The sequence below is a fragment of the Streptomyces sp. NPDC002004 genome (assembly GCF_053593975.1).
This window is the reverse complement of record NZ_JBSFDP010000007.1, coordinates 208,065-233,675: the sequence shown is the minus strand read 5'-3', so window position 1 is coordinate 233,675 and position 25,611 is coordinate 208,065. Positions and strand designations below refer to the sequence as shown.

Here is a 25,611-nt window from a genome sequence, read left to right as displayed (position 1 = left end):
GACATGCCCACGATTCTCGGCCAGAACCAGTACGGCAAAGCAGAGAACCGCGTCGTCAGGATCACGCGGGACGGCGACACCCACCACATCAAGGACCTGAACGTCTCGGTCGCCCTCTCCGGTGACATGGACGACGTGCACTACTCCGGCTCGAACGCGAACGTCCTGCCGACGGACACCACCAAGAACACGGTGTACGCGTTCGCCAAGGAGTACGGCATCGACTCCGCCGAGCAGTTCGGCATCCACCTCGCCCGTCACTTCGTGACGTCGCAGGAGCCGATCCACCAGGCGCGCATCCGCATCGAGGAGTACGCCTGGGAGCGCATCGCCAGCTCCGACGCCAACTCGAAGTTCATCGGCGCCGAGGAGGTCCGGCACTCCTTCGTGCGCAAGGGCCAGGAGACCCGCCTCACCGAGATCACCTACGACGGTGAGAAGTGGCAGGTCATCTCCGGCCTCAAGGACCTCGTCGTGATGAACTCCACCAACTCGGAGTTCTGGGGCTACGTCAAGGACAAGTACACGACGCTGCAGGAGGCGTACGACCGCATCCTGGCCACCCAGGTGTCGAGCCGCTGGCGGTTCAACTGGACCGACGACGAGCAGCGCATGCCCAACTGGGAGAAGTCCTACGAGCAGGTCAAGAAGCACATGCTGCAGGCCTTCGCGGAGACCTACTCCCTGTCGCTCCAGCAGACGCTGTACCAGATGGGCGCGCGCATCATCAACAACCGTTCGGAGATCGACGAGGTCCGCTTCTCGCTCCCGAACAAGCACCACTTCCTCGTCGACCTCGAACCCTTCGGGCTCAAGAACGAGAACGAGGTCTACTTCGCCGCCGACCGTCCCTACGGCCTCATCGAGGCCACCATCCTGCGGGACGGGGCCGAGGCGCACATCCCGGTCGACATGACCAACCTCTGACGCGGGGCGCGTGCCCCGGGGCCCCGGCCCCGGGGCACGCCACACCGGGAGGAACCACAGCAATGGCACAGCCTGCACAGGGGTCTGCCGAAGGCCCGTGTTCCACCCCACCGGAGCAGCCCTCGGTGCATCCGGTGGACGAGAAGCTCCACCCGTCGCGGCTCGTCCCCGCCGCGCTCCAGCACATCGCCGCCATGTACGCCGGCGTGGTCACTCCGCCGCTCATCATCGGTCAGGCGTGCCATCTGGACACCGCCGCCCGGACACGGCTGATCGCCGCGAGCCTGCTGATCGCGGGGCTCGCCACGCTGCTGCAGACCCTCGGGGTCAAGGGACTCGTCGGCAACCGGCTGCCCTTCGTGAACGCCGCGTCCTCCGCGGGTATCGCACCCATCCTCGCCATCGCCGAGACCAACGCCGAAGGACACCAGCTCCCGGCCGTCTACGGCGCGGTCATGATCGCCGGCGTCTTCTGTCTCGCCGTCGGCCCCTTCTTCGGCAGACTGCTGCGCTTCTTCCCGCCGCTGGTCACCGGTGTCGTCATCACCCTCATCGGGGTGACCCTGATGCCGGTCCCCGTCGCCTGGGCCCAGGGCGGCGACCGGACGGCCGCCGACTTCGGCGCCCCCAAGTACCTGGCGCTCGCGGCCTTCACCCTCGTCGTCATCCTGCTGATCCAGCGCTTCGGCAGGGGCTTCGTCAAACAGGTCGCCCTGCTCTTCGGCCTGTTGACCGGCACGCTCGCCGCGATCCCCTTCGGCATGGCCGACCTCGGTGCCCTCGGCTCCGCTCCGGTCGCCGCGCTCCCGGCGCCCTTCGCCTTCGGCACACCCGAGTTCCAGCCCGCCGCGATCCTGTCGCTGTGCATCGTGATGCTGGTCCTGATGACCGAGTCCAGCGCGGGCATGCTCGCCCTCGGCGAGATCTGCGACCGCAGGACCGACGGCAGGACCCTCACCCGGGGGCTGCGCACGGACGGACTCGCCACACTCGTCGGACCCGTATTCGGCGGCTTCCCGACCTCCGCCTTCGCACAGAACGTCGGCGTCGTCTCGCTCACCAAGGTGCGCAGCCGCTACGTCGTCGCCGCCGCGGGCGGAGCCCTCCTCGTGCTCGGCGCCTTCCCGGTCCTCGGCGCCGTGGTCTCCCTGGTCCCGATGCCGGTGCTCGGCGGCGCGGGCATCGTGCTCTTCGGCTCCATCGCGGTCAGCGGCATCCGTACACTGTCCGAGGCGGGGCTCGACGACAGCTCCAACATCATCCTGGTGGCCGTCTCGCTCGGCGCGGGCATCATCCCGCTCGCGGCACCCACCTTCTACGCGGCCTTTCCGGCCTGGGCGCAGACCGTGCTCGGCTCCGGCATCAGCGCCGGGGCGCTCGCAGCGGTTCTGCTGAACCTGTTCTTCCACCATCTCGGCACCCGGAGCAGTACGACGGCTCCGGCACTCAAATCCTCCTAGGGTCCTGCCGTGCCCACCCCCGAGGAATCCGACGGACACCGTCCCGGGGGATCCCCGCCACCACAGGAAGTAGGAAGCACGATGGCATCATCGGCAGCCCGGCGCATCGTCATCGAGAACTGCGCGATCGCCACCGTCGACGCCCAGGACACCGAGTACGCCGACGGGCACATCGTCGTCGCGGACAACCGGATCGAGTCGATCGGCGCGGGCAGGGCGCCCGAGGATCTGGAGAACGTCGTCCGGCGGGTCGACGCCACCGGGCATCTGGTCACGCCGGGTCTGATCAACACGCACCACCACTTCTACCAGTGGATCACGCGTGGCCTCGCCACCGACCACAACCTCTTCAACTGGCTGGTGGCCCTCTACCCGACCTGGTCGCGCATCGACGAGCAGATGGTCCGCGCCGCCGCGCAGGGCTCGCTCGCGATGATGGCCCGCGGCGGCGTCACCACCGCGATGGACCACCACTACGTCTTCCCCAAGGGCTCCGGCGACCTGTCCGGCGCCGTCATCGGGGCGGCGTCCGACTTGGGCGTCCGCTTCACCCTGGCCCGTGGCTCCATGGACCGCAGCGAGAAGGACGGCGGTCTGCCGCCGGACTTCGCCGTCGAGACCCTCGAAGGCGCTCTCGCCGCCACCGAGGAGACCGTCAGGAAGCACCACGACGCGTCCTTCGACGCGATGACGCAGGTCGCCGTCGCCCCCTGCTCCCCCTTCTCCGTCTCCACCGAGCTGATGAAGCAGGGCGCCGAGCTCGCCCGCCGCCTCGGGGTGCGTCTGCACACCCACGGATCGGAGACCGTGGAGGAGGAGAAGTTCTGCCACGAGCTCTTCGGCATGGGCCCGACGGACTACTTCGAGTCCACCGGCTGGCTCGGTGAGGACGTGTGGATGGCGCACTGCGTCCACATGAACGACTCCGACATCGCAGCCTTCGGCCGTACGAAGACCGGTGTCGCCCACTGCCCCTCGTCCAACGCGCGCCTCGCGGCCGGTATCGCCCGCGTCCCCGACATGCTCGCCGCCGGTGTGCCGGTCGGCCTCGGCGTCGACGGCACCGCATCCAACGAGTCCGGCGAACTGCACACCGAACTGCGCAACGCGCTGCTCATCAACCGCCTCGGCGCGCACCGTGAGGCGGCGCTCAACGCCCGCCAGGCGCTGCGCCTCGGCACCTACGGCGGCGCGCAGGTCCTCGGCCGCGCCGACAGCGTCGGCTCCCTGGAAGCGGGCAAGCTCGCCGACCTGGTCCTGTGGAAGCTCGACACACTGGCGCACGCCTCGATCGCCGACCCGGTGACCGCCCTCGTCTTCGGCGCGGCGGCCCCGGTCACCCTCTCCCTCGTCAACGGCAGGCCGGTCGTCGAGAACGGCCGGCTGCTGCACGTCGACGAGGACGCCATCGCCCGCTCCACGCGGGAGGAGGCGCAGCGTCTCGCGCGGATCACCGCCGAGAGCTGACCCACTGAACTCCGGTCGGGGGGGACGGCCCCCGACCGGACTTGAGCAGTCGAGCGGGCTGCTCAAGAGCCGCCCCGGAACGTGGCCCCATGCCTCACGTTCCCGGGGCGGTCTGCACTACCTGGGCGCATGACCGAGGACGACCGGCACCACCGGTGTCCGCGCGGCACCACGGGTGTCCCACGGCACCCGCCGCACCACCGAACGGGGTTCTCACAACCGCATACCGAGCAGGTCCTTGCATCACGCACCACCTCCCAGAAGCGCGTGCCGAGCCCGGCACAGGAAAACAACCGGAGGAGCCGCAGTGGCCACCACGCCCAGGTTCACCAAGCAAGGCAGCACCCCCGACGCGTCGGAAGGAGACGGAGCCAGGCACCCCGTCGACGAGACGCTCCCCCCTCTGAAGATGGCGACCACCGGTCTCCAGCACGTCGCCGCGATGTACGCGGGCGTGGTCGCCCCGCCCCTGATCGTCGGCGCGGCCGTGGGCCTCTCGCCGAGCGAGCTCACCTTCCTCACCGGCGCCTGCCTCTTCACCGCGGGCCTCGCCACCTTTCTCCAGACGCTCGGGTTCTGGAAGGTGGGCGCCCGGCTGCCCTTCGTCAACGGTGTGACGTTCGCGGGCGTCGCCCCGATGCTCGCGGTCGTCGACTCCGCCAAGGACAAGTCCGACGCGCTCCCGGTGATCTTCGGCGCGGTGATCGTGGCCGGTGTGCTCGGCTTCATCGCGGCTCCCTTCTTCAGCAAGGCCGTCCGCTTCTTCCCGCCGGTCGTGACCGGCTCCGTGATCACGCTCATCGGTGTGTCCCTGCTGCCGGTGGCCTTCGGCTGGGCGCAGGGACCCGACCCCGCGGCCAAGGACTACGGGTCGACCACCTATCTGACCCTCGCGGGCATCACCCTCGTGATCGTGCTGCTGCTGCGCCGGTTCACACGCGGTTTCGTGAAGCAGATCGCGGTGCTGCTCGGCCTGGTCATCGGCACCCTTCTCGCCATCCCCTTCGGTGCCACCGACTTCGGGCCGGTCGCCGACGCCGACCTCATCGGCTTCCCCACCCCGTTCCACTTCGGCGCACCGCAGTTCGCGCCGGCCGCGATCGCCTCGCTCTGCGTGGTCATGGTCGTCTCGATGACCGAGTCCACCGCGGACATGCTCGCGCTCGGCGAGATCGTGGAGCGCCCCGCCGACGAGCGGACCATCGCCGCCGGACTGCGCGCCGACACCCTCGGCACGGCCCTCAGCCCCCTCTTCAACGGCTTCATGTGCAGTGCGTTCGCGCAGAACATCGGCCTGGTCGCGATGACGAGGATCCGCAGCCGCTTCGTGGTCGCGGTCGGCGGCGGCTTCCTGGTGCTGATGGGCCTGTGCCCGATGGCCGCGTCCCTCATCGCGGTCGTGCCACGCCCGGTGCTCGGCGGCGCCGGGGTCGTCCTGTTCGGCTCGGTCGCCGCGAGCGGCATCCAGACGCTGGTGAAGGCAGGCCTCGAACGGGACAACAACGTCCTCATCGTCGCCGTCTCGCTGGCAGTCGGCCTGATCCCGATCAGCGCGCCGGGCTTCTACCACGCGTTCCCCGAGACCGCGAGGATCATCCTGGACTCGGGCATCTCCACGGGCTGTGTCACCGCCGTCGTCCTGAACCTCCTGTTCAACCACACCGGCAGGGACCGGGAGGCCGACGAGGTGACGGCCCCGATGGAGCCGGGCGGGGAGATCTCGCAGACGCGGGCGCGGGCGGCGGAGGCGCACTGATCCCGGCGGAGGAGCGCTGATCCCGGGAGGCGGCCGACAGTGCGTGGCCGTCGCCGGTCCGTCTCCGGTCCGCTTCCGGTCGGCACCGCCCGCGTGGCGGGGGCCGACCGGAAGCGCAGCGCATTCCGCTTACCGCGGGAAACGTTGCGCGTTCATGCCAGGACTACTAGCGTGACGCTGCTTACCGGGGGGTAACCCGCCGCGACCTGCACGCACACGAGTCCTGGGGAGTCCATGCGCAGGCGACCACGCCGCCCTACGATCCGCGGACGGATCGTAGCCCTGACGGTCATGCCGATCGTCGTCCTGCTGGGCCTGTGGACGTTCGCCATGGTGTCCGTCACCGGTGAACTGCGCGCGCTCGTCCGTCTCCAGGACGTCTACGAGACCTTCGGCACCCCCGTCGACACGGCCGTCGGACAGATCCAGATCGAGCGGCGGATGTCCGCCGCGTACCTCGGGGAAGCGCAGCGCGGCGGTACCCCGGACGTGGCCGCGCTGACCCGTCAGCAGCGCAGGACCGACCGGGCCGTCGCCGCGATGCGCGTCGCGGTCGGCGACCGTTCCATGCGGGACGAACTCACCGCGCGGCAGCGGGGGTCGCTCGACGCGATGACCCGCTCCGTGTCCGGCCTGGAGGACCTGCGCACCCGTGTGATGGCCCGGAACATCTCCTGGGACCGCGCCGTCGACGCGTACACCGCGATGGTGGAGCCGACCTTCGACGTACAGTCCCAGCTCACCGCTCTCCAGGCCGGGCAGCTCGCCCGCGAGGCGCAGGTCGTGGTCGAGCTGGTCCGCGTCCGTGAGTACGTCTCCCGCGAGGACGCCCTCGTCGCCGGGGCGCGCGCGGCGGGCACCGTCACCGACCGCCAGTACGATGCGCTCACCGGCACGATCGAGGACCGACGCGTCTTCCACCGCACCTATGTGGCCGACCTGCCCGGCGACTCCCGCAAGCTGTTCCACGACTACGAGCACGGCGCCGTGTACCGGCAGCTCACCCACGGCGAGGACGCCCTGCTGCGCGCCGGGTCGGCCGGCGCCGCCCGCGCCGTCGCCGCGGACTCCTGGCGCACCACCACCGACCACGCGGTCCTGCGCTACCGCGAGCTGTGCACGGATTCCGCCCTCAACGCGGCGAGCCGCGGAAGGGCCTTCGCCTACCACGAGCTGATCAAGTCCGCGGTCGTCGGCGGTACGGGACTGCTCGCCGTGGGGCTGTCCATCTGGTTCTCCGTCGCCAGCGGCCGCCGTATCTCGCGTCGGCTGGAGGCCCTGCGCGACGCCGCCGACGTCCTGGCGACACAGCAGCTCCCCGAGGTCATGCGGAAGCTCAGCGCGGGCGACGAGGTCGACGCGGCCGCCGCCGCGCCGCCACTGGACTTCGGCGCCCCCGAGCAGGACCTCGACGAGATCGGCCAGGTCGGCACGGCGCTCAACACCGCGCGGCGGGCCGCCGTGGAGGCCGCGGTCAAACAGGCGACCCTGCGCCGCGGGGTCTTCGCGGTGCTCCTGAACATCGCCCGCCGCAACCAGGCGCTCGTGCACCGCCAGGCCAAGCTCGTCGACACCCTCGAACGCCGGACCACGGACGCCGACATCCTCGAGGAACTCTTCCGCATCGACCACCTCACCACCCGGATGCGGCGGCACGCGGAGGGCCTGATCATCCTCTCCGGCGCCGTCCCCGGGCGCCGCTGGCGCCGGCCGGTGCCCGTGGTCGACGTCGTCGCGGCGGCCGTCGGCGAGATCGAGGACTACACCCGCGTCGTCGTGCCGCCGATGCCTCCCGTGGGCATCACGGCCGACGCGGTCGCCGACGTCGTCCACCTCCTCGCCGAACTCATCGAGAACGCGACCGTCTTCTCGCCCCCGCACACCCAGGTCACGATGCGGACCGGCGAGGCGCAGAGCGGCTTCGTCCTGGAGATCGACGACCGCGGGCTCGGCATGGACGCCGAGGAACTGAAGGAGGCCCACCACACCCTCTCCCGCCCGGGCGACTTCGACCCGGTGCAGGACGAGCGGCTCGGGCTGTACGTCGTGGGACGCCTCGCCGAACGGCACGGCATCGGCGTCACCCTCATGGCCTCGCCGTACGGCGGCACCACCGCCGTGGTCCTGCTGCCGACCTCGCTCCTGGCCCCCGTCGACGGGTCCGCCCCCGCCGGGGAGAGCGGTCCGGCCGCGGCCGGCACCGACGGCACCGGTACGCCGGCACGGGGCACGGGCCACGCGGCCCCGGCGGGAACCGCCGGCCACACCCCGGCCGCGGCTGGTGCACCGGCCGCCGGGACGGGTGCCCCGACGACGGCCGGCTCTCCCGGACCGGCCGCGCCGCGCGGGGGTGCCCCTGCCCCCGCACCGGTACGCGCCGTTCCGCTGCCGCGCCGGACCGGGCAGCCGCTGCTGCGGCCCGTCCCGGACCTGGACGGGGCCCCCGCCGGCCAGGAACGGGACGAGGAGCCGGCGCCCGGCGACGGGCACCCCGACGCGGCCGCGTCCCTGCCCGAAGCCGTAACCTTCGTGCCCGAGGCCGTCGAGCCCGAGCCCGACGCACCGGCGCTGCCCACCCGCGTACGGCAGGCGTCCCTTGCCGCGCCGCTGCGCGAGGAACCTCCGGCGCCCGGCCGCTCCGACGCCCCGGAGCCGTCCGCGGAGGAGATGCGCGCGGTGTTCGGGGCGTTCCAGCGCGGACTGGACCGGGGGCGGGCGGGCGAGCCCGCACGCGGACACCAGCGGAACCCCGACGCCCGCCGCACCCGTACCACCGACGAAGGGACCGACGACGATGCCTGAGGCACACGAGGGCGAACACGCGGACCTCGGCTGGCTGCTGGACGATCTGCTGGCCCGCACCGACCATGTGCGGCAGGCCGTGCTGCTGACCGCGGACGGCCTCGCCATCAGCGCATCCGAAGGGATGGCCCGCAAGGACGTCGAGCACCTGTCCGCCGTGTGCGCCGGCTTCCACAGCCTGGCCAAGGACGTCGGGAGCCGTTTCGAAGCGGGCGCGGTGCGGCAGACCATGGTCATGCTGGAGGATGCCTACCTGTTCGTCACCCCGGCCGGCGACGGCAGCCGGCTCGCCGTGCTCACGGACCTGGAGACCGACGTCGGACAACTCGCCTACGAAATGTCGCTGCTGGTGAGGCGCGTCGGCCGGCACATGGCCGTGTCCGCCCGCGCCGACGCCGAGGCCACCGACGCCTAGCCCGTGAACGACCACTGGTACGAGGACGAGACCGGTCCCCTGGTACGGCCCTACACCGTCACCCGGGGCCGCACCCGGCCCGCGACGGAGCACGGCATCGACCTTCTCTCGCGGGTCACCGCGCTGGAGCCGACCGGCGCGGAACCGCCGCTCGACCATGCCCGCAGCGCACTGCTCGCCGTGGTGCGCCGCGAACCCCGTGAGGTCGCCGAACTCGCCGCCGACAGGGACCTGCCGGTCACCGTCGTGCGTGTGCTCCTGGCCGACCTGGTCGACGCCGGCCTGGTCAGGATCTCCGCGCCGAAGACCCGGACGGCCCACGACGACCCCGCCCTGCTCCGCGAAATCGTGGACCGCCTGCGGGAGTTGTGACGCGGAACACGGACCGCCCGCCCGCCGCGCGCACCGGGAGGCTGATCATGGTCACATAGGGTGACCCCATGGTGGAGGGGACCAGAACCGAGGACAGCGGGGCGGCGGCGCCGGCGGCGCCGGAGCAGGGACACGCCCGCCGGGGGACAGCGACCGGGGGAGGCCTGGCGCGCTCGTCGCTGCTGATGGCGGCCGGCACCGTGGCGTCACGGGCGACCGGCCTGGTCCGTCAGGTGCTCCAGGCGGCGGCGCTGGGCGCGGGCCTGCTGGCCAGTACCTACAACACCGCCAACACGGTGCCGACCAGCCTGTACACCCTGCTCATAGGCGGCGCGCTCAACGCCGTGCTGGTGCCCCAGCTGGTGCGCGCCAGGAGCACCCAGCCCGACGGAGGGCGGGCCTACGAGCAGCGCCTCGTCACGCTCGTCGTCTGCGTGCTGGGCGTGGGGACCGCACTGGCGGTCTGGGCGGCCCCGCAGATCGTGAGCCTGTACATGCAGGACACACCGCACCGGCACCAGGCGTTCGCACTGACCGTGCTGTTCGCCCGGTTCCTGCTGGTCCAGATCTTCTTCTACGGCCTGTTCGGCATCTACGGCCAAGTGCTGAACGCCCGCGAGAAGTTCGGCGCCATGATGTGGACACCCATCCTCAACAACATCGTGCTGATCGCCATGTTCGGCGCCTACCTGGGGCTGATGACCGTGCCCGACCGGGTCGAGGACATCACCCTCGCCCAGGTGCGGCTGCTGGGAATCGGGACCACGGCCGGCATCGCCGTCCAGGCACTCGCGCTGGTCCCCTGCGCCCGGGCCGCCGGATTCCGTTTCCGGCCGCGGTTCGACTGGCGCGGTACGGGCCTCGGCGCGAGCATCCACGCCGCGAAGTGGACCCTGCTGTTCGTCCTGGCCAACCAGGTCGCCCTGACCGTCGTCACCAACTTCGCCAACGCAGCCGACCAGGAACTGCCGAGCGCCGGCGTGGGTTTCACCGCCTACACCTACGCCCAGACCATGTGGATGCTGCCGCAGTCCATCGTCACCGTCTCCCTGGCGACGGCCCTGCTGCCCCGCATGAGCCGGGCCGCCGCGGACGGCCGTGTCACCGAACTGCGCGACGACCTCTCGCGGGCCCTGCGCCTCAGCGGCGTCGCCATCGTGCCGGCCGGTTTCCTCTTCCTGGCCCTCGGCCCGCAGATCTCCACCCTGCTCTTCGCCCACGGGACGCTGGACGCCGCCTCCGCCCAGCCGCTCGGCCATATGCTCCAGGCCTTCGGGATCGGACTCATCCCGTTCTCCGCCCAGTACCTCCTGCTGCGCGGCTTCTACGCCTTCGAGGACACCCGCACCCCGTTCCTGATGGCCGCCTGGATCGGAGCCGTCGACATCGCGCTGGCCACGGCCTGCCATCTGCTGCTGCCCGCGCGGTGGGCCGTGACCGGTATGGCCGCCGCGTACACCCTGTCCTACCTGGCCGGACTCGTCGTCACCGCGCGGCTGCTGCGCAGGAAGCTCGGCCGTCGCATCGACGACGGGGCACTGCGCCGCACCTACCTCCGGCTGCTGTGCGCCGCGGCCCCGGCGGCGGCACTGGGCTGGGCCGTCGCCCGCGCCTGTACCGCCGCCCTGGATCCCGGAATGTGGTCCGTCGCGCTCACGCTGCTTGCGGGTACGGCCACCATCGGCGCGGCCTACCTCGTCCTCGCCCGGCTGATGGGCGTGCGCGAGCTGAGCCGGCTGCGCCTGACGCGATAGGAGCAGCATCGCGGCGATCCGGCGCGGGGCGAACCGCCGCCCGCCCCGCGCCGCAGCGTCAGCCGATGTGGTAACCGTCCCCGTACACCTTCCAGTCCAGCGGTGTGTGCAGGTCGAGGTTGCCCCTGCGCAGGAACACCCGCTGCTCGGTGTCGACGCGGCTGGTGTCGCTGTGGGCCTCCTCCTGCTTCATCGCCCAGACGCGTGCGTCCAGGAAGGCGTTCAGATAGGCCACCTCGTCACCGCCCTGCGCGGGCGGCTTCGCCTTGGCCAGGGCGCGCTTGCGGATGCTGCCGAAGCTGGTGCGGTCGGTGCCGTCGCCGTGCATCACGATCGCGTCGTAGTAGGTGAACTGGCCCAGCACGCCGATCCCGTCGGCCTTGCCCCGGCGCACCGCAGGGTCGAAGTAGACCCGGTCGCGCTCGTCGTTCTGGGCCTGCTGGAAGGCCGGGTCCTGGGCCGCCCTGCGCCACGCCCCGGGGAAGCCCGGGTCGAGACCCTCGTGGGAGTCGCTGCCGTTCACACGGCGCAGCGCCGGCAGGTAGGGCGCGAGCGCGTTGCCCGGCGTGCGCCGGGTGTAGAGCTCGACGAGGTCGAGCATGTCGCCCGTGCCGGAGCAGAAGCCGATGATGCCGGCGGTGTAGCCGCGTCCGTCGCCGATGTCCTCGATGTACTTGTACTGCGCCTTCCAGTCCAGCGAGGAGTTCTCCGCACTGGACACCAGCTGCATGGCGATGTCCTTCTTCGCCGGGTCGTCCAGGCCGACGGCGGTCGGCGAGGCGTTCGCGGCCCGGATCAGCAGGCCAGGTCCGGCGAGCGCCGCCGCGCCCGCCAGGGCGAGGAGGGTGCGGCGGCGTGTCGTGGTGTGCACGTGGGGGGTTGGCACGGGACCTCCAGCGGGGGACGGGTACGTTCGTATTCTGTTAGGAAACTTTCCTACCAGAACGCGGGCTTGACGTATACCCGTCAGGGGCGGCGGAGTTGACGCTCCGGGACCGTCCCGCGGCCGTTCGGTGCCGCGCGCCTACCGGCTCCGGCCGAGCAGCGCATGCACCTCCAGGGCGACCTTGTACGTGTCTCCCGTGGGGCGCGTGGTCAGGGTGCCCGGATTCCTCGTCCAGCGGTCCTCCAGGGCGAACCAGTCGATGGCCGTGGGCGTCCGGTGCTCCCGCACCGCCGCCGCCAGCTCCGTGAAGTAGGCCGACCAGCGCAGCCGGTACAGACCGCCCACCAGGCCGGCCCACTCACGGTTGGCGTAGTCGTGCAGTCCGGCGTCGGCGCCCTTGCGTGTGCCCCACACCGTCAGCAGGGACAGCTGGTCGTACGCCAGCCGGTCCTGCTCCGCGGCGTCCGCCCCCCAGGCCCGGGCCTCGGCGACCCAGCGGCCCAGCAGATGGGCGGAGTCGGTGGCCAGCAGCCGCTCCAGCAGATCCATCAGCGCCAGCCAGGTGCCGGTCAGCCGGGCGAACCCCGCGCCGTCCCCGGTGTCGTACGCCTCCTTGATCCGTGGGAGCAGCACCCGGCTGCGGTTCGACAGCGTCTGCCGTGCCACGTCGAGCAGATCGCGGCGGTACGCCGACGACCCGCGCAGCGCCCTGCGTACGGCGAGCAGCTCGCCGAGCGCGGGCTCGAAGTCCTCGGCACGGTAGCGCAGCTGCTTCGGCGACCAGGACGCCGCCGAGCCGGCCGTCAGCGAAGGGCGTGCGCCGAACAGCCCGTCGGCGGCCTCGCTCCACGAGTCCTCGCGCGTCGTCCCGTACGCCGTGCGCCGCAGGACGTCCCAGGCGGCGGCGGCATGCGCGTCCTCGCCGCCGTACCGCGCGACGGACCACTGTGCGAACCACGCCTTCAGATCCAGGTCGCCGTCCGTCCAGGGCAGTTCGGAGAACAGTGCGAACGCGGCCGGGTTGTTGTCCGCGGCTTCCGGAAGCAGCGCGACACCGTCCAGGGCACTGCCGGGGCGGGTGCGCCACTCGCGGTACCGCTGCGCCCAGTCCGGGGTGTTCGCGCCGAGCGCCGTGTGCCCGCCGAAGTTCCAGATCGAGCCGAACGCGTACGGTGTGCCGCCCCAGTCGGACTCGCGGTCGGTGATGCGCGGAAAGCGGTCCGACAGGCCGTCGACGACCAGCATCCGCTTCTTGTCGACCGCGTCGACCAGGGCCCTCGGCGGATTGTGCTGCCAGCCGAGGATCACCCAGGTGGCGTCCGGATGCGCGGCCAGCAGAGCCTTCTGCACACCCCGCGCCGCATCCCCGACCGGCACGTCACCGGGCTTCCCGCCCTCGTGCAGCAGATCCATCTTGTACAGCGTCGACGCGCCGAACATCCGGTCCTGGGCCTCGTAGAACGCGGCGGCGACCCGCGCGAAGTGGCCGGACCTCGGATCCAGCCAGTCGGGACGCCGGAGTCCCATCCAGTTCCCCTGGGGGACGGTGTGGGCACCCGGGTTGCGCTCCGCGAAGTCCGGCGGCACCGTACCGAAGTAGCCGGGGAACACCGGTGTCATGCCCAGCTCGCGCACCCGGTGCGCGATGCGCCGGCCGAGGGCCGCCCGGGCATCCAGCAGCTGCCGCGACACCCCTTGCGGGAACTTGGGGAACCCGGACAGGTTCTGCAGCAGCCACCACGGCTGGTGCGCGGGGCTCGGGATCCACCGCCGCAGCTCCTCGTCGTGGTACCCGAACCCCTGGAACACCCGGTGGTAGAGCGCGTCCGCGCCGACGTAGACGAGCACCTCGTTGTAGCCGTGCAGGGCGAGCACGTCGAGCTCGCGCTCCCAGTACGCCCAGTCGTGGTAGGCGCTCGTATAGCCGTCGTTGGTGTCGTTGAGGACGAAACGGTGCGGGACGTTCGCGCGCCGGGTGAGCGTCCCGGTGACGGCGGGCAGCCGCGCCGGCAGGCCGACCTGTTCCCCGGCCCAGGTGATGTTCGCGTGCGCCACCTGCCGCAAGTAGTGGTTGAGGCCGGTGAGTTGCACGGCGGGTGTGGTGCCCGCGACGGTGATCCTGCCCCGGCCGCCCGACACCTCGAACACATCCCCGTGGTGCGCGGGCACCGTCCGGAACGCGAGCTGCTCCCAGTGGTGGGGGAGCAGCCTGCGCGCGGACGACGCCGCGGGGGACAGCGCGCCCGGAGCGGCGGCCCGGGCGCCCGGCGCCACCGCCGTGCCGTCCGCGCTGGCCCGGGAGCAGGCCACAGCCGCGACGCCCGCCGAACCGGCGAGCGCGGCCAGGAACGTACGACGAGGAGGACGGGGGGCCTGGACGGTGTGGGGGAAGGGCATGGTGCCTCCGGCGGCCGACGGGTGGGGGAGGGCGTGACAAGTCCGGCGTCAGGAAAGCCGTGTGAAGCCATACCCGCTGCGTTAACGTTCTGAGCGCGCAACTTCGGCCAGAGGCCTGTGGGGAGTAAAGGCATGAACGAGTCCGGCCGGGTGGAGGCGTTCAGCGACGGCGTGTTCGCCATCGCCATCACGCTGCTCATCCTCGAGATCAAGGTGCCGGAGACGTCCGGGCACGAGAGCCTCTGGGTGGCCCTGGGCCACCAGTGGCCCTCGTACTTCGCCTATGTGGTCAGCTTCCTGGTCATCGGCATCATGTGGGTCAACCACCACCAGGTCTTCAGCTACGTCGCGCGCGTCGACCGCACGCTGATGTTCCTGAACCTGCTGCTGCTCATGGTGGTGGCCGCCGTGCCGTGGCCGACGTCCCTGCTCGCCGAGTACCTGCGCGAGGACCAGTCCTCCCACATCGCCGCGGCCGTGTACTGCATCGTCATGGTCGCGATGGCGCTCACCTTCCAGTGCCTGTGGTGGCATCTCACCCGTACGGGGCACCTCTTCGACGCCCGAGTGGACGTACCGGCCGCCCGCCGCACCCGGACGCGTTTCGCCGTCGGCTCGCTCGCCTACCCGGCGACGGTCGCCCTCGCGTTCGTCTCGGCACCGCTCACCCTGGCCGCGCACGCCCTGATCGCGGTGTACTACGGCTTCAACCAGGTGCCGGTGCCGATACGGGCCGGAATGGAGGAGGTCGAAGCCGCATGACGCGGTGTCACGCGGCCCGGCCCGGGACCGATCGGCGGCACACCTCCTGACGGCCGATGTCGCCGTGTGACGCGCCCCGACGCCGGGCCGGCGCCGCGGCACGGGCCGCGCGCACCGCGGTGCCCACGCCGGCCCGCCGGACCGCACCGGAATGACGCCGGGTCAGGGATCCGGGAGGGGTCTTGCGTCCCTCAGAGGCCGAGCGCGCCCGGGTCGGCCGCCAGGGCGCGGAAGTACTCCGCGGGGTCGGCGACCAGCCTGCGCTCCTGGAGGTCCAGCAGACCGCCGACCGCGGTCACCTCGGCGGCCACCGTGCCGTCCGGCTTCCGCACCTCCTGCCGGACGTGGAAGGTCCTGCCCTCACCCCATACGAACGCGCAGGTCACGTCGACCTCGTCGCCCGCGCGCAGCTCATGCCGGTAGCGCACGGTGGTCTCCAGGGTCACCGGTCCGACACCCTTGCCCACCAGGTCGGTCTGCCCGATCCCGGCCCGTTGCAGCAACGACCAGCGGGCGTGCTCCGCGTACTGGAGATAGACGGCCTGATTCAGATGGCCCTGCGTGTCCGTCTCGTACCCGCGGACGACCACGTCCACGGAGAAAGGCTCTGCCACGGTGTTCCTTTCCGGGCGGTGACCGGCCGCGCCGACCACCTCGGTGAGCGCTCGCTGAGCGCTTGCTCATCAGAGGCAACATATGGGGGACCTGTGACATTCCGGTTCCGTGCGCCGGTCCGGCCCGGCCCGTCCCGGGGTACCGCCCCGGTCCGCCCGGCGACGGCTCACCGCGGGCCGACGCTCAGGCGCGACGCGGGGACGCCAGCAGATAGCGGTCGCCCGTGCGCGGCTCCCGGTGCGCCCCGGTCTGCCACCCCGCCCGGTCCAGGGCGTCGGCGCACGCCCGCAGGGCATCGGGGCCCGGGGCCCGTACGGCGACCGCCTCCGGCTGCGGGGTGTCCATGACGCGGTAGCCCTCGCGGCCGGGAGCCGCCGGGGCGCAGCCTGCCGCCTCCAGGGCCAGTGCGGCGGCGGGGACGAGATGCGTACGCTCCCAGGGCCCCGGGCGGTCCGTCGCACCGTCCGGGTTGGTCATCCGCCGCATCTCCAGCAGACCCTGCCAGGCCGCGTACACCTCGCGCACCCGCGCGGGTCCGTCCACGACGTCCGGCTCACCACCGGTACGCGCGGCGAACACACCGGGCCGCGCCGCCGTCGCGGCCGGCCCCGCGGCGGGCTCGACGGCGGCGGGTGAGCCGGCGGGAGCCGAGCCGGCAGGATCCGCAGAGGACGGCGAGTCGGTGCCGGACTCCGCGCGCACCCGATGGCCTTCGGGGGTCAGGAAGCAGTCGTGCGGCGGGCGGGGATGCCGGAACGCCAGCCGCAGCCGTACCAGTGCCGCGAGCTGCGTCTCCGTGCCCCTCAGACGGCCCGTCACCGGGTCGGCTGCCTGGATGATCCGCCGCTGCGCGGCGGTCGGCGGACGTGACATGGCCCGTACCCTCCCCGGTGCTCCGGCCGCCGTCCCTACCGCCCGGGCGCTGCCCTCCGCGGCGGACGCCGGCGGGCCGTCCCCGCACGGCGCGTGCGGACGGGCGGCTCTCCCCTGCCCGTCCCTGCAGGCTAGGTCCCCGGTCTGACATTCCACTCGGCGACGACCGGCCGGTCGTGCTCCGTGCCCAGCCGGCACACCGTCCCCGTGGCCAGCTGGAACAGTGCGCCGCCCGACGCGGGCAGGCCCAGCCTGCGCGCGGTGAGCACCCGCAGGAAGTGTCCGTGGGCGACCAGCACCACGTCCCCGTCGGAGTCCGAGAGCGTCCTGTCCACCCTGGTGAGCACCCGGTCCGCGCGCTCCCCGACCTCCTCCGGGCTCTCGCCGGGCCGGTCCGGCGGGCCCGGGGCGACCCCGTCCCGGAAGAGGAACCAGTCGGGGCGGGTGCGGTGGATCTCGGCGGTGGTGATCCCCTCGTAGCCGCCGTAGTCCCATTCGTGCAGGTCCGGGTCCGTGTACACGCCCTTCAGACCGGCGAGCCGGGCGGTCTCCTGGGCACGCTTCATCGGGCTGGCGAAGGCGGCGCCGATCCGGTACGTCGCGAGCAGCGGGGCGAGCTCCCGCGCGTTGTCCCGGCCGCGCTCGGTCAGCGGGATGTCGGTCAGGCCGGTGTGCCGCCCGGAGAGCGACCACTCGGTCTCACCGTGCCGGACGAGGAGAAGATCACCCATGCGTCACAGATTACGGGCCCAGCGCTCCAAGTCCGCGAACTGACGCTCGCGCAGCCCCTTGCGCGCAGCGATGGGCAGGAGCAGCGCGGGGGCGTCGTGACATGGCCGCGGTGCCGGAGGAACCGGGCGCGGAACGGGTTGAGGAGGCCGGCGACGTCGAGGAGCGGCAGCGGTCGGTCACTCATGGGGAAGACCTGCCCGTGGTGACGCGGTCGCATCTGTGGGGGCGTAGCCGGCCGCTACTGCCGATAGCCGCTCAGGAACCGTCCGATCCGGCTGATCGCCGCGTCCAGGTCGTCGGCGTGCGGCAGCGTCAGGATGCGGAAGTGGTCGGGGCGCGGCCAGTTGAAGCCGGTTCCCTGCACGACCTGGATCTTCTCGCGCAGCAGCAGGTCGAGCACGAACTTCTCGTCGTCGTGGATCGGGTGCACCTTGGGGTCCAGGCGGGGGAACGCGTACAGCGCGCCCTTCGGTTTGACGCACGAGACGCCGGGGATCTCGTTGAGCTTCTCCCAGGCGCGGTTGCGCTGCTCGTGCAGCCGGCCGCCGGGGGCGGTCAGCTCGTCGATGGACTGCCGGCCGCCGAGCGCGGCCTGGATGGCGTACTGCGCGGGAGCGTTGGCGCACAGCCGCATGGAGGCCAGCATGGTCAGCCCCTCCAGATAGTTCTGCGCATGCCGGCGCGGGCCGGTGACGACGAGCCAGCCGGAGCGGAAGCCGGCAACGCGGTACGTCTTCGACAGGCCGCCGAAGGTCAGGACCACGAGATCGGGCGCGAGGGTGGCGGTGGTGTGGTGCACGGCGTCGTCGTAGACGATCCGGTCGTAGATCTCGTCCGCGAACACCATCAGCTGATGGCGGCGGGCCAGGTCGAGGATCCCCTCCAGGATCTCCTTCGGGTAGACCGCGCCCGTCGGGTTGTTGGGATTGATGATCACGACCGCCCTGGTCCGGTCGGTGATCTTCGACTCCATGTCGGCGAGGTCCGGGTACCAGTCCGCCTGCTCGTCGCACAGATAGTGCACGGGCCTGCCGCCCGAGAGCGTCGTGACGGCGGTCCAGAGCGGGAAGTCCGGTGCGGGGATGAGGACTTCGTCGCCGTCCTCCAGCAGCGCCTGCACGGCCATGGTGACCAGCTCCGACACGCCGTTGCCGAGGAACACGTCGTCCACGCCGACCTCGAGACCGAGGCCCTGGTAGCGCTGGGCGACGGCCCGCCGGGCGGAGAGGACGCCGCGGGAGTCGGTGTAGCCGTGCGCCTGCGGGAGCATCCGGATCATGTCCTGGACGATCTCCTCGGGCGCCTCGAAGCCGAACAGCGCGGGGTTGCCGGTGTTGAGGCGCAGGACGCTGTGGCCCGCCTCCTCCAGGGCGTTGGCGTGCTCGATCACCGGGCCCCGGATCTCGTAGCACACCTCGCTGAGCTTGCTCGACTGCCGGAACTCCATGTGCTGGCCTCCCAGACCCTTCGGTGACGCACCGACTCACTGACACCATCCGTGCTTGGTTTTACCAAGTGCGAGCTTGGAAAGTCCAACAACTTGTCTAGACTGAGTCGCATGCCACGTCAGCAACGACAGCCCCGTCAGCCGCGACAACAGGGCCGCAGCTACGACCAGTACTGCGCCGCCGCCCGCGCCCTGGACGCCGTCGGCGACCGCTGGACCCTTCTGATCGTCCGCGAGTTGCTGGCCGGGCCGCGCCGTTACACCGATCTGCACGCGGACCTGCCCGGCGTCAGCACGGACATGCTGGCAGGCCGGCTGAAGGACCTGGAGCGCGAGGACGTCGTCACCCGCCGCAAGCTGCCCCCGCCGGCCTCCGCGGCGGTCTACGAACTCACCGCCCGCGGACGTGCGCTGCTGCCCGTGCTCGAGGCCCTGAGCGTCTGGGGCGCCCCCCTGCTCGAGGAGCGCCGCCCCACGGACGCCGTGCGCGCCCACTGGTTCGCGCTGCCCCTGCGGGCGCGCCTGGAGGCGCTGGAGGTGACCGGCACGGTCGAGGTGCGGCTCGACGAAGGGGAGTTCCATCTGCGCCTCGGCCGCGAGGCCGGGACCGTGGCGTACGGCGACGGGCCCGCCCCCGAGGAGCCGGACGCCCGGCTGCGTCTCGACGCGGGGACCTGTCTGGCCGTCACCCGCGGCGAGCTGACCCTGGAGGACGCCGTGCGCGAGGGGCGCGTCGACGTCACGGGCGAGGGAGCGGCGGCGAAGGTGCTGCGGGGTGCGTGAACGCGTGAGGCCCGCCGTGCGCAGCGCACGGCGGGCCTCACGGTGACGGCCGCCCCTTACGGGGTGAGCCGCCGTCAGACTCCCGGTGGCACCCGGGACGGCCGACCCGAGCCGCGGGTCAGCGCATATCCCCCGATGCCCGCGAGCGCGGCCAGTACGGCGCCCAGCGCGGTCCAGACCCAGCGGTCCGTCCACCAGCCCGACGACCAGCCGTCCTCGGGCTCACCGGTGGGCAGGGCCTGCGTCGTACCGGTGTCGGCATCCTCCGTGTCCTGAGCGCCGGAGGCGACGCTGACGCCCGGTACCAGCGGCTTGCCGAGCGAGCCGTCCACCGCCTGCGATCCGCCCATGTCCTTGGAGTCCGCCCGGACCTCGGCGTGCACGGGCAGACCGAGCTCCGACGGCGCGAGCCCGACCACCGTGAGCCGTATGTAGTACGTGCCGGGCAGCGGCTCGTTGTCCCAGGCGTCGGCCCAGGCGCGCACCGGGCGCAGCGTGCAGGCCAGTTCGACGGAACCGGCGCCCGCGTCGGCCGACCGCGTCTGTGTGCCGTACATGCAGGGCTGGCGGCGGCGCAGCCCGTCGTACACGTCGACCTGCCAGGTCGAGGAGGAGCCGTGCCCCGCCGACGACGGCAGCTTCACCGTCGCCCTGACGGTCGGGCGCTGACCGGCGTCCGCCGGGAACGACCAGTACAGATAGTCGCCGGTGGACGCGTCCGCGGTGGCCCGCTGACCCTGCCGGATCGCAGTGGCCGTCCGGAACGACGTACCGGCCTCGGTCGGTGCCGCGTCACCGGAGGTGGCGCTCGGCGATGGCGAGGAGTCGGCGACGGCGGGGGCGCCCCCCGCACCGAGAACGGCGACCCCCAGCCCCAGCAGCGCGAACAGATTCCGCAGTCGTCGTGCCGCACGCATCAGTTGGTCCTCCAAACGGCCACCCGCCAGCGCGAGAGCCAGCCCCACACGAGACCCGCCAGGAATCCGACGACCACCAGGGCGCCGAGCAGCCACCAGCCGCGGCCGAGCCCGAAGGCGGCCACGTCGGACGCCTGGCTCGGGCCGTCCACGACGTCGACGGAAAGCTCGACCGGCATACCCGGCGTCGTCTTCACGGAGGACGGCGCCGAGTAGGCGTTGCCGAGTTCGAGGCAGACGGTCTCGGCGGCGGGCTCGCCGCTGTCGTCGCTGTCATCGGCTTCGGGCTTCGGATAGCGCAGCCCCGTGGAGATGACGTCGGTGCGCCCGGCTCCGGACTCGGACCCGCGCACGATCTCGCGCCCGTGCGCGGTCACGGCCCGCAGAAGGACGCCGTAGTCGCGGTTGACCTGCCGGTCGGCGGCGACGCTGGCGGACGCGCGCAGCTCCTGACCCGGACGCACGTCGACGCGGTACCAGCGGTGCCTGCCGAACTCCTCGCGGTCGGTGTAGAGCCCGGGCTTGAGCTGCGGGGCGTCGGTGCACCGTTCCGTGCCGTCCACGGCCACCGGCGTCGCGGTCCGCTGGGCCGTCCGATGGACCAACTGCCCCACCCGGTCGCTCAGTTCGTGCCGGTGGCGCACCGTGGTGTACGTTCCGCCGGTCGCCTCGGCGATACAGCTGAGCTGGTCGCGGGTCTTGGCGTTCGGCACCAGTCCGAGCGTGTCGATGACGAGATGGATGCCCTTGGCGGCGATGTCGCGGGCCACCTCGCACGGGTCGAGCGGGGCGCAGGTGTCCTCGCCGTCACTGATCAGCACGATCCGCCGCGAGCCGTCGCCGCCCTGAAGGTCCCCTGCGGCCTTCTGGAGGGCCGGTCCGATCGGGGTCCAGCCGGTCGGCGCGAGCGTCGCGACCGCGGTCTTCGCCTCGGTACGGTCGAGCGGCCCGACCGGATACAGCTGCTGGGTGTCCTTGCACCCCTCCTTGCGGTCCTGGCCGCGGTACTGGGCGCCGAGCGTCCGTATACCGAGCTGTACGTCCTCCGGCGTCGCGTCCAGCACCTCGTTGAACGCCTGCTTCGCCGCGGCCATCCGCGACCCGCCGTCGATGTCCCGCGCCCGCATCGAACCGCTGACGTCCAGCACCAGCTCGACCTTCGGCGCGCTCTTCGCAGGCTCCCCGTCGGCGGCGTACGCCCCACCGGGCTGCAGCCCGACGCTCAAGGCGGCGAGCAGGGCACACAACCCGGCCGCCAACCGTTTTCTTATGATCATCGGCGGATCCTATTGATCGCGGGGTGCGTGCTCAAAACCGGGCGGCCGGGGCGGCCACGGAAGGCGCCGACGGGCCGGGGGAGTTGCGGCCGTCCCGACCGCTGCGGGTGCGCCTGGCAGGCAGGTACGGCTCGCGGCCGTCGAGGGCCGGGGCGACCGCAGGGGTGCGCCGACTCGGGGGGGCGCAGGGCCGCGTCGGCATGTGCCGGCCGACCGTGTACGTCCCGCGGGCCCTGCGCGAAAAAACCCACGCCGTCCGTCCGCGCCTCTGCCGTACCCTGGCCGGTGTGCTGCGCCAGGTGACCGCCGTTCGCTACGTGACCCCCCTCCGGACCGGAGGGTCGGTCCCGGGTGTCGTGGAGGCCGACGACCTGGGGACGTACGTCGTGAAGTTCACCGGCTCCGCACAGGGGCGCAAGGCGCTGGTCGCCGAGGTGATCGTCGGGGAGCTGGCGCGGGCGCTCGGGCTGCGGGTGCCGGAGCTGGTGCTGGCCCACTTCGACCCGGCGGTCGCCGGGGACGAGCCGCACCAGGAGGTGCGCGACCTGCTGGACCGCAGCGCCGGCCTCAATCTGGGCATGGACTTCCTGCCGGGCGCCGTCGACTTCACCCCCGGCGCGCCGCTGGCCCTGGACCCCCTGGAGGCCGGGAAGGTGGTGTGGCTCGACGCCCTCACGGCCAACGTGGACCGCACCGTGCACAGCTCCAACCTGATGATCTGGCCCACCTTCGGCACCCGCGAGCCGAAGCTCTGGCTCATCGACCACGGTGCGGCCCTCGTCTTCCACCACCGGTGGGACTCGGCGGGCGACTCCGTCGCGAAGGTCTACGACTTCCGCCAGCACGCACTCGGCGCCTACACCCCGGACACCCGGGCGGCCGACGCCGAGCTGGCGTCCCGGGTCACCCCCGGCCTGCTGCGCGAGATCGTGGACCTGGTCCCCGACGCGTGGCTGGCCGGCGAGCCGGGCTTCGCCACGCCCGACGAGGTGCGCCAGGCCTATGTGACGTACCTCGCAGCCCGCGCGAAGGCCTCTTCGGCCTGGCTGCCGGACGACTTCCCCTCCCGCGAGGAGCTGGCCGCCGAGGCCGCCCGCCGCGCCGAGGCCACGGAGGCCGGCCGCCCCGCCTGGCTGAAGCGCGTGCCGAACCTGCACGGCAAGCCCGCCGCCGCCCAGGACTGGTCCGTCCACCTGGGATGAGCGCGCCCGGCCTGATCCGGCCCGAGGCACCGGTGCGGGCCCGCGCACGCCCGCATACTGGCGATCATGACGAGTCGCATAGCTGTGCTGTCCGACGTCCATGGGGTCCTGCCGGCCGTCGAGGCGGTCCTGGCGGAGCCCGACGTGGCGTCCGCCGACCGGATCGTGCTCACCGGCGACATCGCCTGCGGACCCCAGCCGGTCCAGGTGCTCGACCTGCTCGCGGGACTCGGCGACCGGGCCGCATGGGTCAGGGGCAACGCCGACCGCGAGCTCGTCGAGTACCGGCGCGGGCTGCGGACGTCCATCCCCGACCCGATCGCGCCGTCCGCCGCCGAGAGCCTGCGCGAGGACCAGGTCGACTTCCTGGCGGAGCTCCCCACCACGCTCACCGTGCCGGTCGACGGACTGGGCGAGGTGCTGTTCTGCCACGCCACGCCCAGGGACGACGCCGAGATGGTGCTGGTGGACTCCCGCGCGGCACGGTGGGAGGAGGTCTTCGCCGGTCTCGGTCCCGGCGTGACCACCGTGGTGTGCGGGCACACCCATATGCCGTTCACCCGGCTCGCGGCCGGCCGGCTCGTGGTGAACCCGGGCAGCGTCGGCATGCCCTACGGCCGCCCGGGAGCCCACTGGGCCCTGCTCGGGCCCGGGGTCGAACTGCGGCGCACGGTGTTCGACGTGGCGGCCGCGGCCGCCCGCATCGCCGCGGACTCGGCCTTCCCGCAGGCCGCGGAGTGGGCCGACCACTGCCTCAACGCCCGTACGACGGAGGCCGAGGCCCATGCCCTGTTCGCGCCGCACGACGGCCGGGGACGGTGACGGCCCCGTCCCCCCTGACGTCGTGCGGCGCCGGGGTCGGGGCCGTGCTCCCCGGGCCGTGCGCGGTCAGCCGGTCAGCTGCTCGTACGCGGGGAGGGTGAGGAAGTCCGCGTAGTTCTCGTCGAGCGCGACCTCCAGGAGGAGGTCGTGGGCCTGCTGCCAGTGTCCGGCCGCGAAGGCCTCCTCGCCGATCTCGGCGCGGATGTCGGCCAGTTCCTCGGCGGCGACCTTGCGGGCCAGCTCGGGTGTGGCGTGCTCGCCGTTCTCGAACACGACGCCCGCGTTGATCCACTGCCAGATCTGGGAGCGGGAGATCTCGGCGGTGGCCGCGTCCTCCATGAGGTTGAAGATGGCGACGGCGCCGAGGCCGCGCAGCCAGGCCTCGATGTAGCGGATGCCGACCTGGACGGCGTTGACCAGACCGTCGTACGTCGGCTTCGCGTCGAGGGAGTCGACGGCGATCAGGTCGGCCGCGGCGACGGAGACGTCCTCGCGGAGACGGTCCTTCTGGTTCGGCCGGTCACCGAGGACGGCGTCGAAGGAGGCCATGGCGATGGGCACGAGATCGGGGTGGGCGACCCAGGAGCCGTCGAAGCCGTCGCCCGCCTCGCGGTCCTTGTCGGCACGGACCTTCTCGAAGGCGACCTTGTTGACCTCGGCGTCCTTGCGCGAGGGGATGAACGCCGCCATGCCGCCGATCGCGTGCGCGCCCCGCTTGTGGCAGGTGCGCACGAGCAGTTCGGTGTAGGCGCGCATGAACGGGGCCGTCATCGTCACCGCGTTGCGGTCCGGCAGCACGAACCGGGGCCCTCCGTCACGGAAGTTCTTGACGATGGAGAACAGATAGTCCCAGCGGCCGGCGTTGAGCCCGGAGGCGTGGTCCCGCAGCTCGTAGAGGATCTCCTCCATCTCGTACGCGGCCGTGATCGTCTCGATGAGGACGGTGGCGCGGACGGTGCCCTGCGGGATGCCCACGTAGTCCTGCGCGAAGACGAAGATGTCGTTCCAGAGGCGGGCCTCCAGGTGCGACTCGGTCTTCGGGAGGTAGAAGTACGGCCCCTTGCCCAGGTCGATGAGCCGCTGGGCGTTGTGGAAGAAGTACAGGCCGAAGTCGACCAGGGCGCCCGGGACGGGGCGGCCGTCGACCCGGAGGTGCCGCTCCTCCAGGTGCCAGCCGCGCGGGCGCATGACCACCGTCGCCAGCTGCTCGTTCGGCTTCAGGGCGTAGGACTTGCCGCTGCGCTCGTCGGTGAAGTCGATGCGGCGCTCGTAGGCGTCGATCAGGTTGAGCTGACCGGTGACCACGTTCTCCCAGGTGGGCGCCGACGCGTCCTCGAAGTCGGCGAGCCAGACCCTGGCGCCCGAGTTGAGGGCGTTGATGGTCATCTTGCGGTCGGTGGGGCCGGTGATCTCGACCCGGCGGTCGTTCAGCGCGGCCGGGGCGGGGGCGACGCGCCAGGTGGGGTCCTCGCGGAGCTGTGCGGTCTCCGGGAGGAAGTCGAGGGTCGAGGTGCGGGCGATCTCGGCGCGGCGCTCCGCACGGCGGATCAGGAGCTCGTCACGCCGGGGCGTGAACAGCCGGTGCAGCTCAGCCACGAAGGCCAGGGCCGCGTCGGTGAGGACCTCATCCTGCCGGGGCAGGGGCTCTGCGTCGACGATGGCCGGCGAGGACGGCGCTGGTGCGGACATGAGCTGTCACTTCCTTCAGCGAACTTCTCGGGCGTCTCAGGCGGTTGCCGGGGCCGCCCCGCTCTCGCTCGGCGCGAGCCGGGGGACCCCCACGGCCGACGGGTCGCCTCCATGGTGCGCGTGGCGGGAGTGCGGGGTAAGTCGGCACTGCGTGCCACGGCTCCGGATGCGGCCGTGGACGCCGTCTGAGGGTGTCGGGCGCTTCTGAACAGTGGATAGTAGTTTCCTCATGGTGGAAGTTCAAGGTGTGTTGATG

At 72.1% G+C, this 25,611-nt stretch carries 21 protein-coding genes; 12 read left to right on the top strand and 9 right to left on the bottom strand.

What is annotated here, in order from left to right:
• Positions 1–3: 3 nt before the first annotated feature.
• The 8 genes from pucL (at position 4) to murJ (ending at position 10,953) form a co-directional block, all read left to right on the top strand.
• Positions 4–927 carry a factor-independent urate hydroxylase gene (gene pucL, locus ACWCP6_RS14635; protein WP_450932764.1) on the top strand — a complete coding sequence of 308 codons (924 nt, stop codon included), beginning with the start codon at positions 4–6 and terminating at the stop codon, positions 925–927.
• Between the two features lie 62 nt (positions 928–989).
• Positions 990–2,387, top strand: coding sequence for a nucleobase:cation symporter-2 family protein (locus ACWCP6_RS14630; RefSeq protein WP_450932763.1), 1,398 nt, complete (start codon positions 990–992; stop codon positions 2,385–2,387).
• An 81-nt stretch (positions 2,388–2,468) separates the two neighbouring features.
• Positions 2,469–3,854, top strand: a complete 1,386-nt coding sequence (locus ACWCP6_RS14625; protein ID WP_450932762.1) for an 8-oxoguanine deaminase — start codon at positions 2,469–2,471, stop codon at positions 3,852–3,854.
• Positions 3,855–4,263: 409 nt separating this feature from the next.
• On the top strand, positions 4,264–5,610 hold the full coding sequence (locus tag ACWCP6_RS14620) for a nucleobase:cation symporter-2 family protein (RefSeq protein ID WP_450932827.1): 1,347 nt from the start codon (positions 4,264–4,266) through the stop codon (positions 5,608–5,610).
• A gap of 291 nt (positions 5,611–5,901) precedes the next feature.
• A complete protein-coding gene (locus ACWCP6_RS14615) occupies positions 5,902–8,412 on the top strand; it encodes a nitrate- and nitrite sensing domain-containing protein (RefSeq protein WP_450932761.1) in 2,511 nt (836 codons plus the stop codon).
• Positions 8,405–8,827, top strand: a complete 423-nt coding sequence (locus tag ACWCP6_RS14610) for a roadblock/LC7 domain-containing protein (RefSeq protein WP_450932760.1) — start codon at positions 8,405–8,407, stop codon at positions 8,825–8,827. The genes ACWCP6_RS14615 and ACWCP6_RS14610 overlap by 8 nt, the downstream gene beginning before the upstream one ends.
• Before the next feature lie 3 nt (positions 8,828–8,830).
• On the top strand, positions 8,831–9,199 hold the full coding sequence (locus ACWCP6_RS14605) for a DUF742 domain-containing protein (protein ID WP_450932759.1): 369 nt from the start codon (positions 8,831–8,833) through the stop codon (positions 9,197–9,199).
• Between the two features lie 185 nt (positions 9,200–9,384).
• Entirely contained in the window at positions 9,385–10,953 is a 1,569-nt protein-coding gene (murJ, locus tag ACWCP6_RS14600; protein WP_450932826.1) for a murein biosynthesis integral membrane protein MurJ, read from the top strand.
• A gap of 58 nt (positions 10,954–11,011) precedes the next feature.
• Here the strand turns inward: murJ and ACWCP6_RS14595 are convergent, their stop codons facing one another.
• Positions 11,012–11,839 carry a chitosanase gene (locus ACWCP6_RS14595; RefSeq protein WP_450932758.1) on the bottom strand — a complete coding sequence of 276 codons (828 nt, stop codon included), beginning with the start codon at positions 11,837–11,839 and terminating at the stop codon, positions 11,012–11,014.
• Between the two features lie 138 nt (positions 11,840–11,977).
• Positions 11,978–14,236: an alpha-N-acetylglucosaminidase gene (locus ACWCP6_RS14590; protein WP_450932757.1), complete on the bottom strand. Its 2,259-nt coding sequence runs from the start codon at positions 14,234–14,236 to the stop codon at positions 11,978–11,980.
• A gap of 132 nt (positions 14,237–14,368) precedes the next feature.
• On the opposite strand from ACWCP6_RS14590, the gene ACWCP6_RS14585 reads away from it, so the two are divergent.
• Complete coding sequence (locus tag ACWCP6_RS14585; protein ID WP_450932756.1) at positions 14,369–14,998, top strand: TMEM175 family protein; 630 nt, start codon at positions 14,369–14,371, stop codon at positions 14,996–14,998.
• Between the two features lie 191 nt (positions 14,999–15,189).
• Here the strand turns inward: ACWCP6_RS14585 and ACWCP6_RS14580 are convergent, their stop codons facing one another.
• The 4 genes from ACWCP6_RS14580 to ACWCP6_RS14565 all read right to left on the bottom strand — a co-directional run bounded on the left by ACWCP6_RS14580 (position 15,190) and on the right by ACWCP6_RS14565 (position 18,665).
• Positions 15,190–15,612 (bottom strand): acyl-CoA thioesterase, encoded by a 423-nt coding sequence (locus ACWCP6_RS14580; protein WP_450932755.1) that lies wholly within the window; start codon positions 15,610–15,612, stop codon positions 15,190–15,192.
• Between the two features lie 184 nt (positions 15,613–15,796).
• Complete coding sequence (locus ACWCP6_RS14575; RefSeq protein ID WP_450932754.1) at positions 15,797–16,486, bottom strand: hypothetical protein; 690 nt, start codon at positions 16,484–16,486, stop codon at positions 15,797–15,799.
• 131 nt (positions 16,487–16,617) lie between these two features.
• Positions 16,618–17,217 (bottom strand): histidine phosphatase family protein, encoded by a 600-nt coding sequence (locus tag ACWCP6_RS14570; RefSeq protein ID WP_450932753.1) that lies wholly within the window; start codon positions 17,215–17,217, stop codon positions 16,618–16,620.
• A gap of 239 nt (positions 17,218–17,456) precedes the next feature.
• Complete coding sequence (locus tag ACWCP6_RS14565; RefSeq protein WP_450932752.1) at positions 17,457–18,665, bottom strand: pyridoxal phosphate-dependent aminotransferase; 1,209 nt, start codon at positions 18,663–18,665, stop codon at positions 17,457–17,459.
• Positions 18,666–18,776: 111 nt separating this feature from the next.
• Between ACWCP6_RS14565 and ACWCP6_RS14560 the strand changes: the two genes are divergently transcribed.
• On the top strand, positions 18,777–19,448 hold the full coding sequence (locus ACWCP6_RS14560) for a winged helix-turn-helix transcriptional regulator (protein ID WP_450932751.1): 672 nt from the start codon (positions 18,777–18,779) through the stop codon (positions 19,446–19,448).
• A 74-nt stretch (positions 19,449–19,522) separates the two neighbouring features.
• Here ACWCP6_RS14560 and ACWCP6_RS14555 read toward each other — a convergent pair whose 3' ends face one another.
• Complete coding sequence (locus ACWCP6_RS14555; RefSeq protein ID WP_450932750.1) at positions 19,523–20,365, bottom strand: hypothetical protein; 843 nt, start codon at positions 20,363–20,365, stop codon at positions 19,523–19,525.
• Positions 20,365–21,642 carry a VWA domain-containing protein gene (locus ACWCP6_RS14550; protein WP_450932749.1) on the bottom strand — a complete coding sequence of 426 codons (1,278 nt, stop codon included), beginning with the start codon at positions 21,640–21,642 and terminating at the stop codon, positions 20,365–20,367. Before ACWCP6_RS14550 ends, ACWCP6_RS14555 begins: the two co-directional genes overlap by 1 nt.
• 287 nt (positions 21,643–21,929) lie before the next feature.
• Here ACWCP6_RS14550 and ACWCP6_RS14545 point away from each other — a divergent pair, with 287 nt between their 5' ends.
• Positions 21,930–22,844, top strand: a complete 915-nt coding sequence (locus tag ACWCP6_RS14545) for a HipA family kinase (RefSeq protein WP_450932748.1) — start codon at positions 21,930–21,932, stop codon at positions 22,842–22,844.
• Between the two features lie 66 nt (positions 22,845–22,910).
• Positions 22,911–23,666 (top strand): metallophosphoesterase family protein, encoded by a 756-nt coding sequence (locus tag ACWCP6_RS14540; RefSeq protein WP_450932747.1) that lies wholly within the window; start codon positions 22,911–22,913, stop codon positions 23,664–23,666.
• 66 nt (positions 23,667–23,732) lie between these two features.
• Here the strand turns inward: ACWCP6_RS14540 and aceB are convergent, their stop codons facing one another.
• Positions 23,733–25,355 carry a malate synthase A gene (gene aceB / locus ACWCP6_RS14535; protein ID WP_450932746.1) on the bottom strand — a complete coding sequence of 541 codons (1,623 nt, stop codon included), beginning with the start codon at positions 25,353–25,355 and terminating at the stop codon, positions 23,733–23,735.
• Between the last annotated feature and the right edge of the window lie 256 nt (positions 25,356–25,611).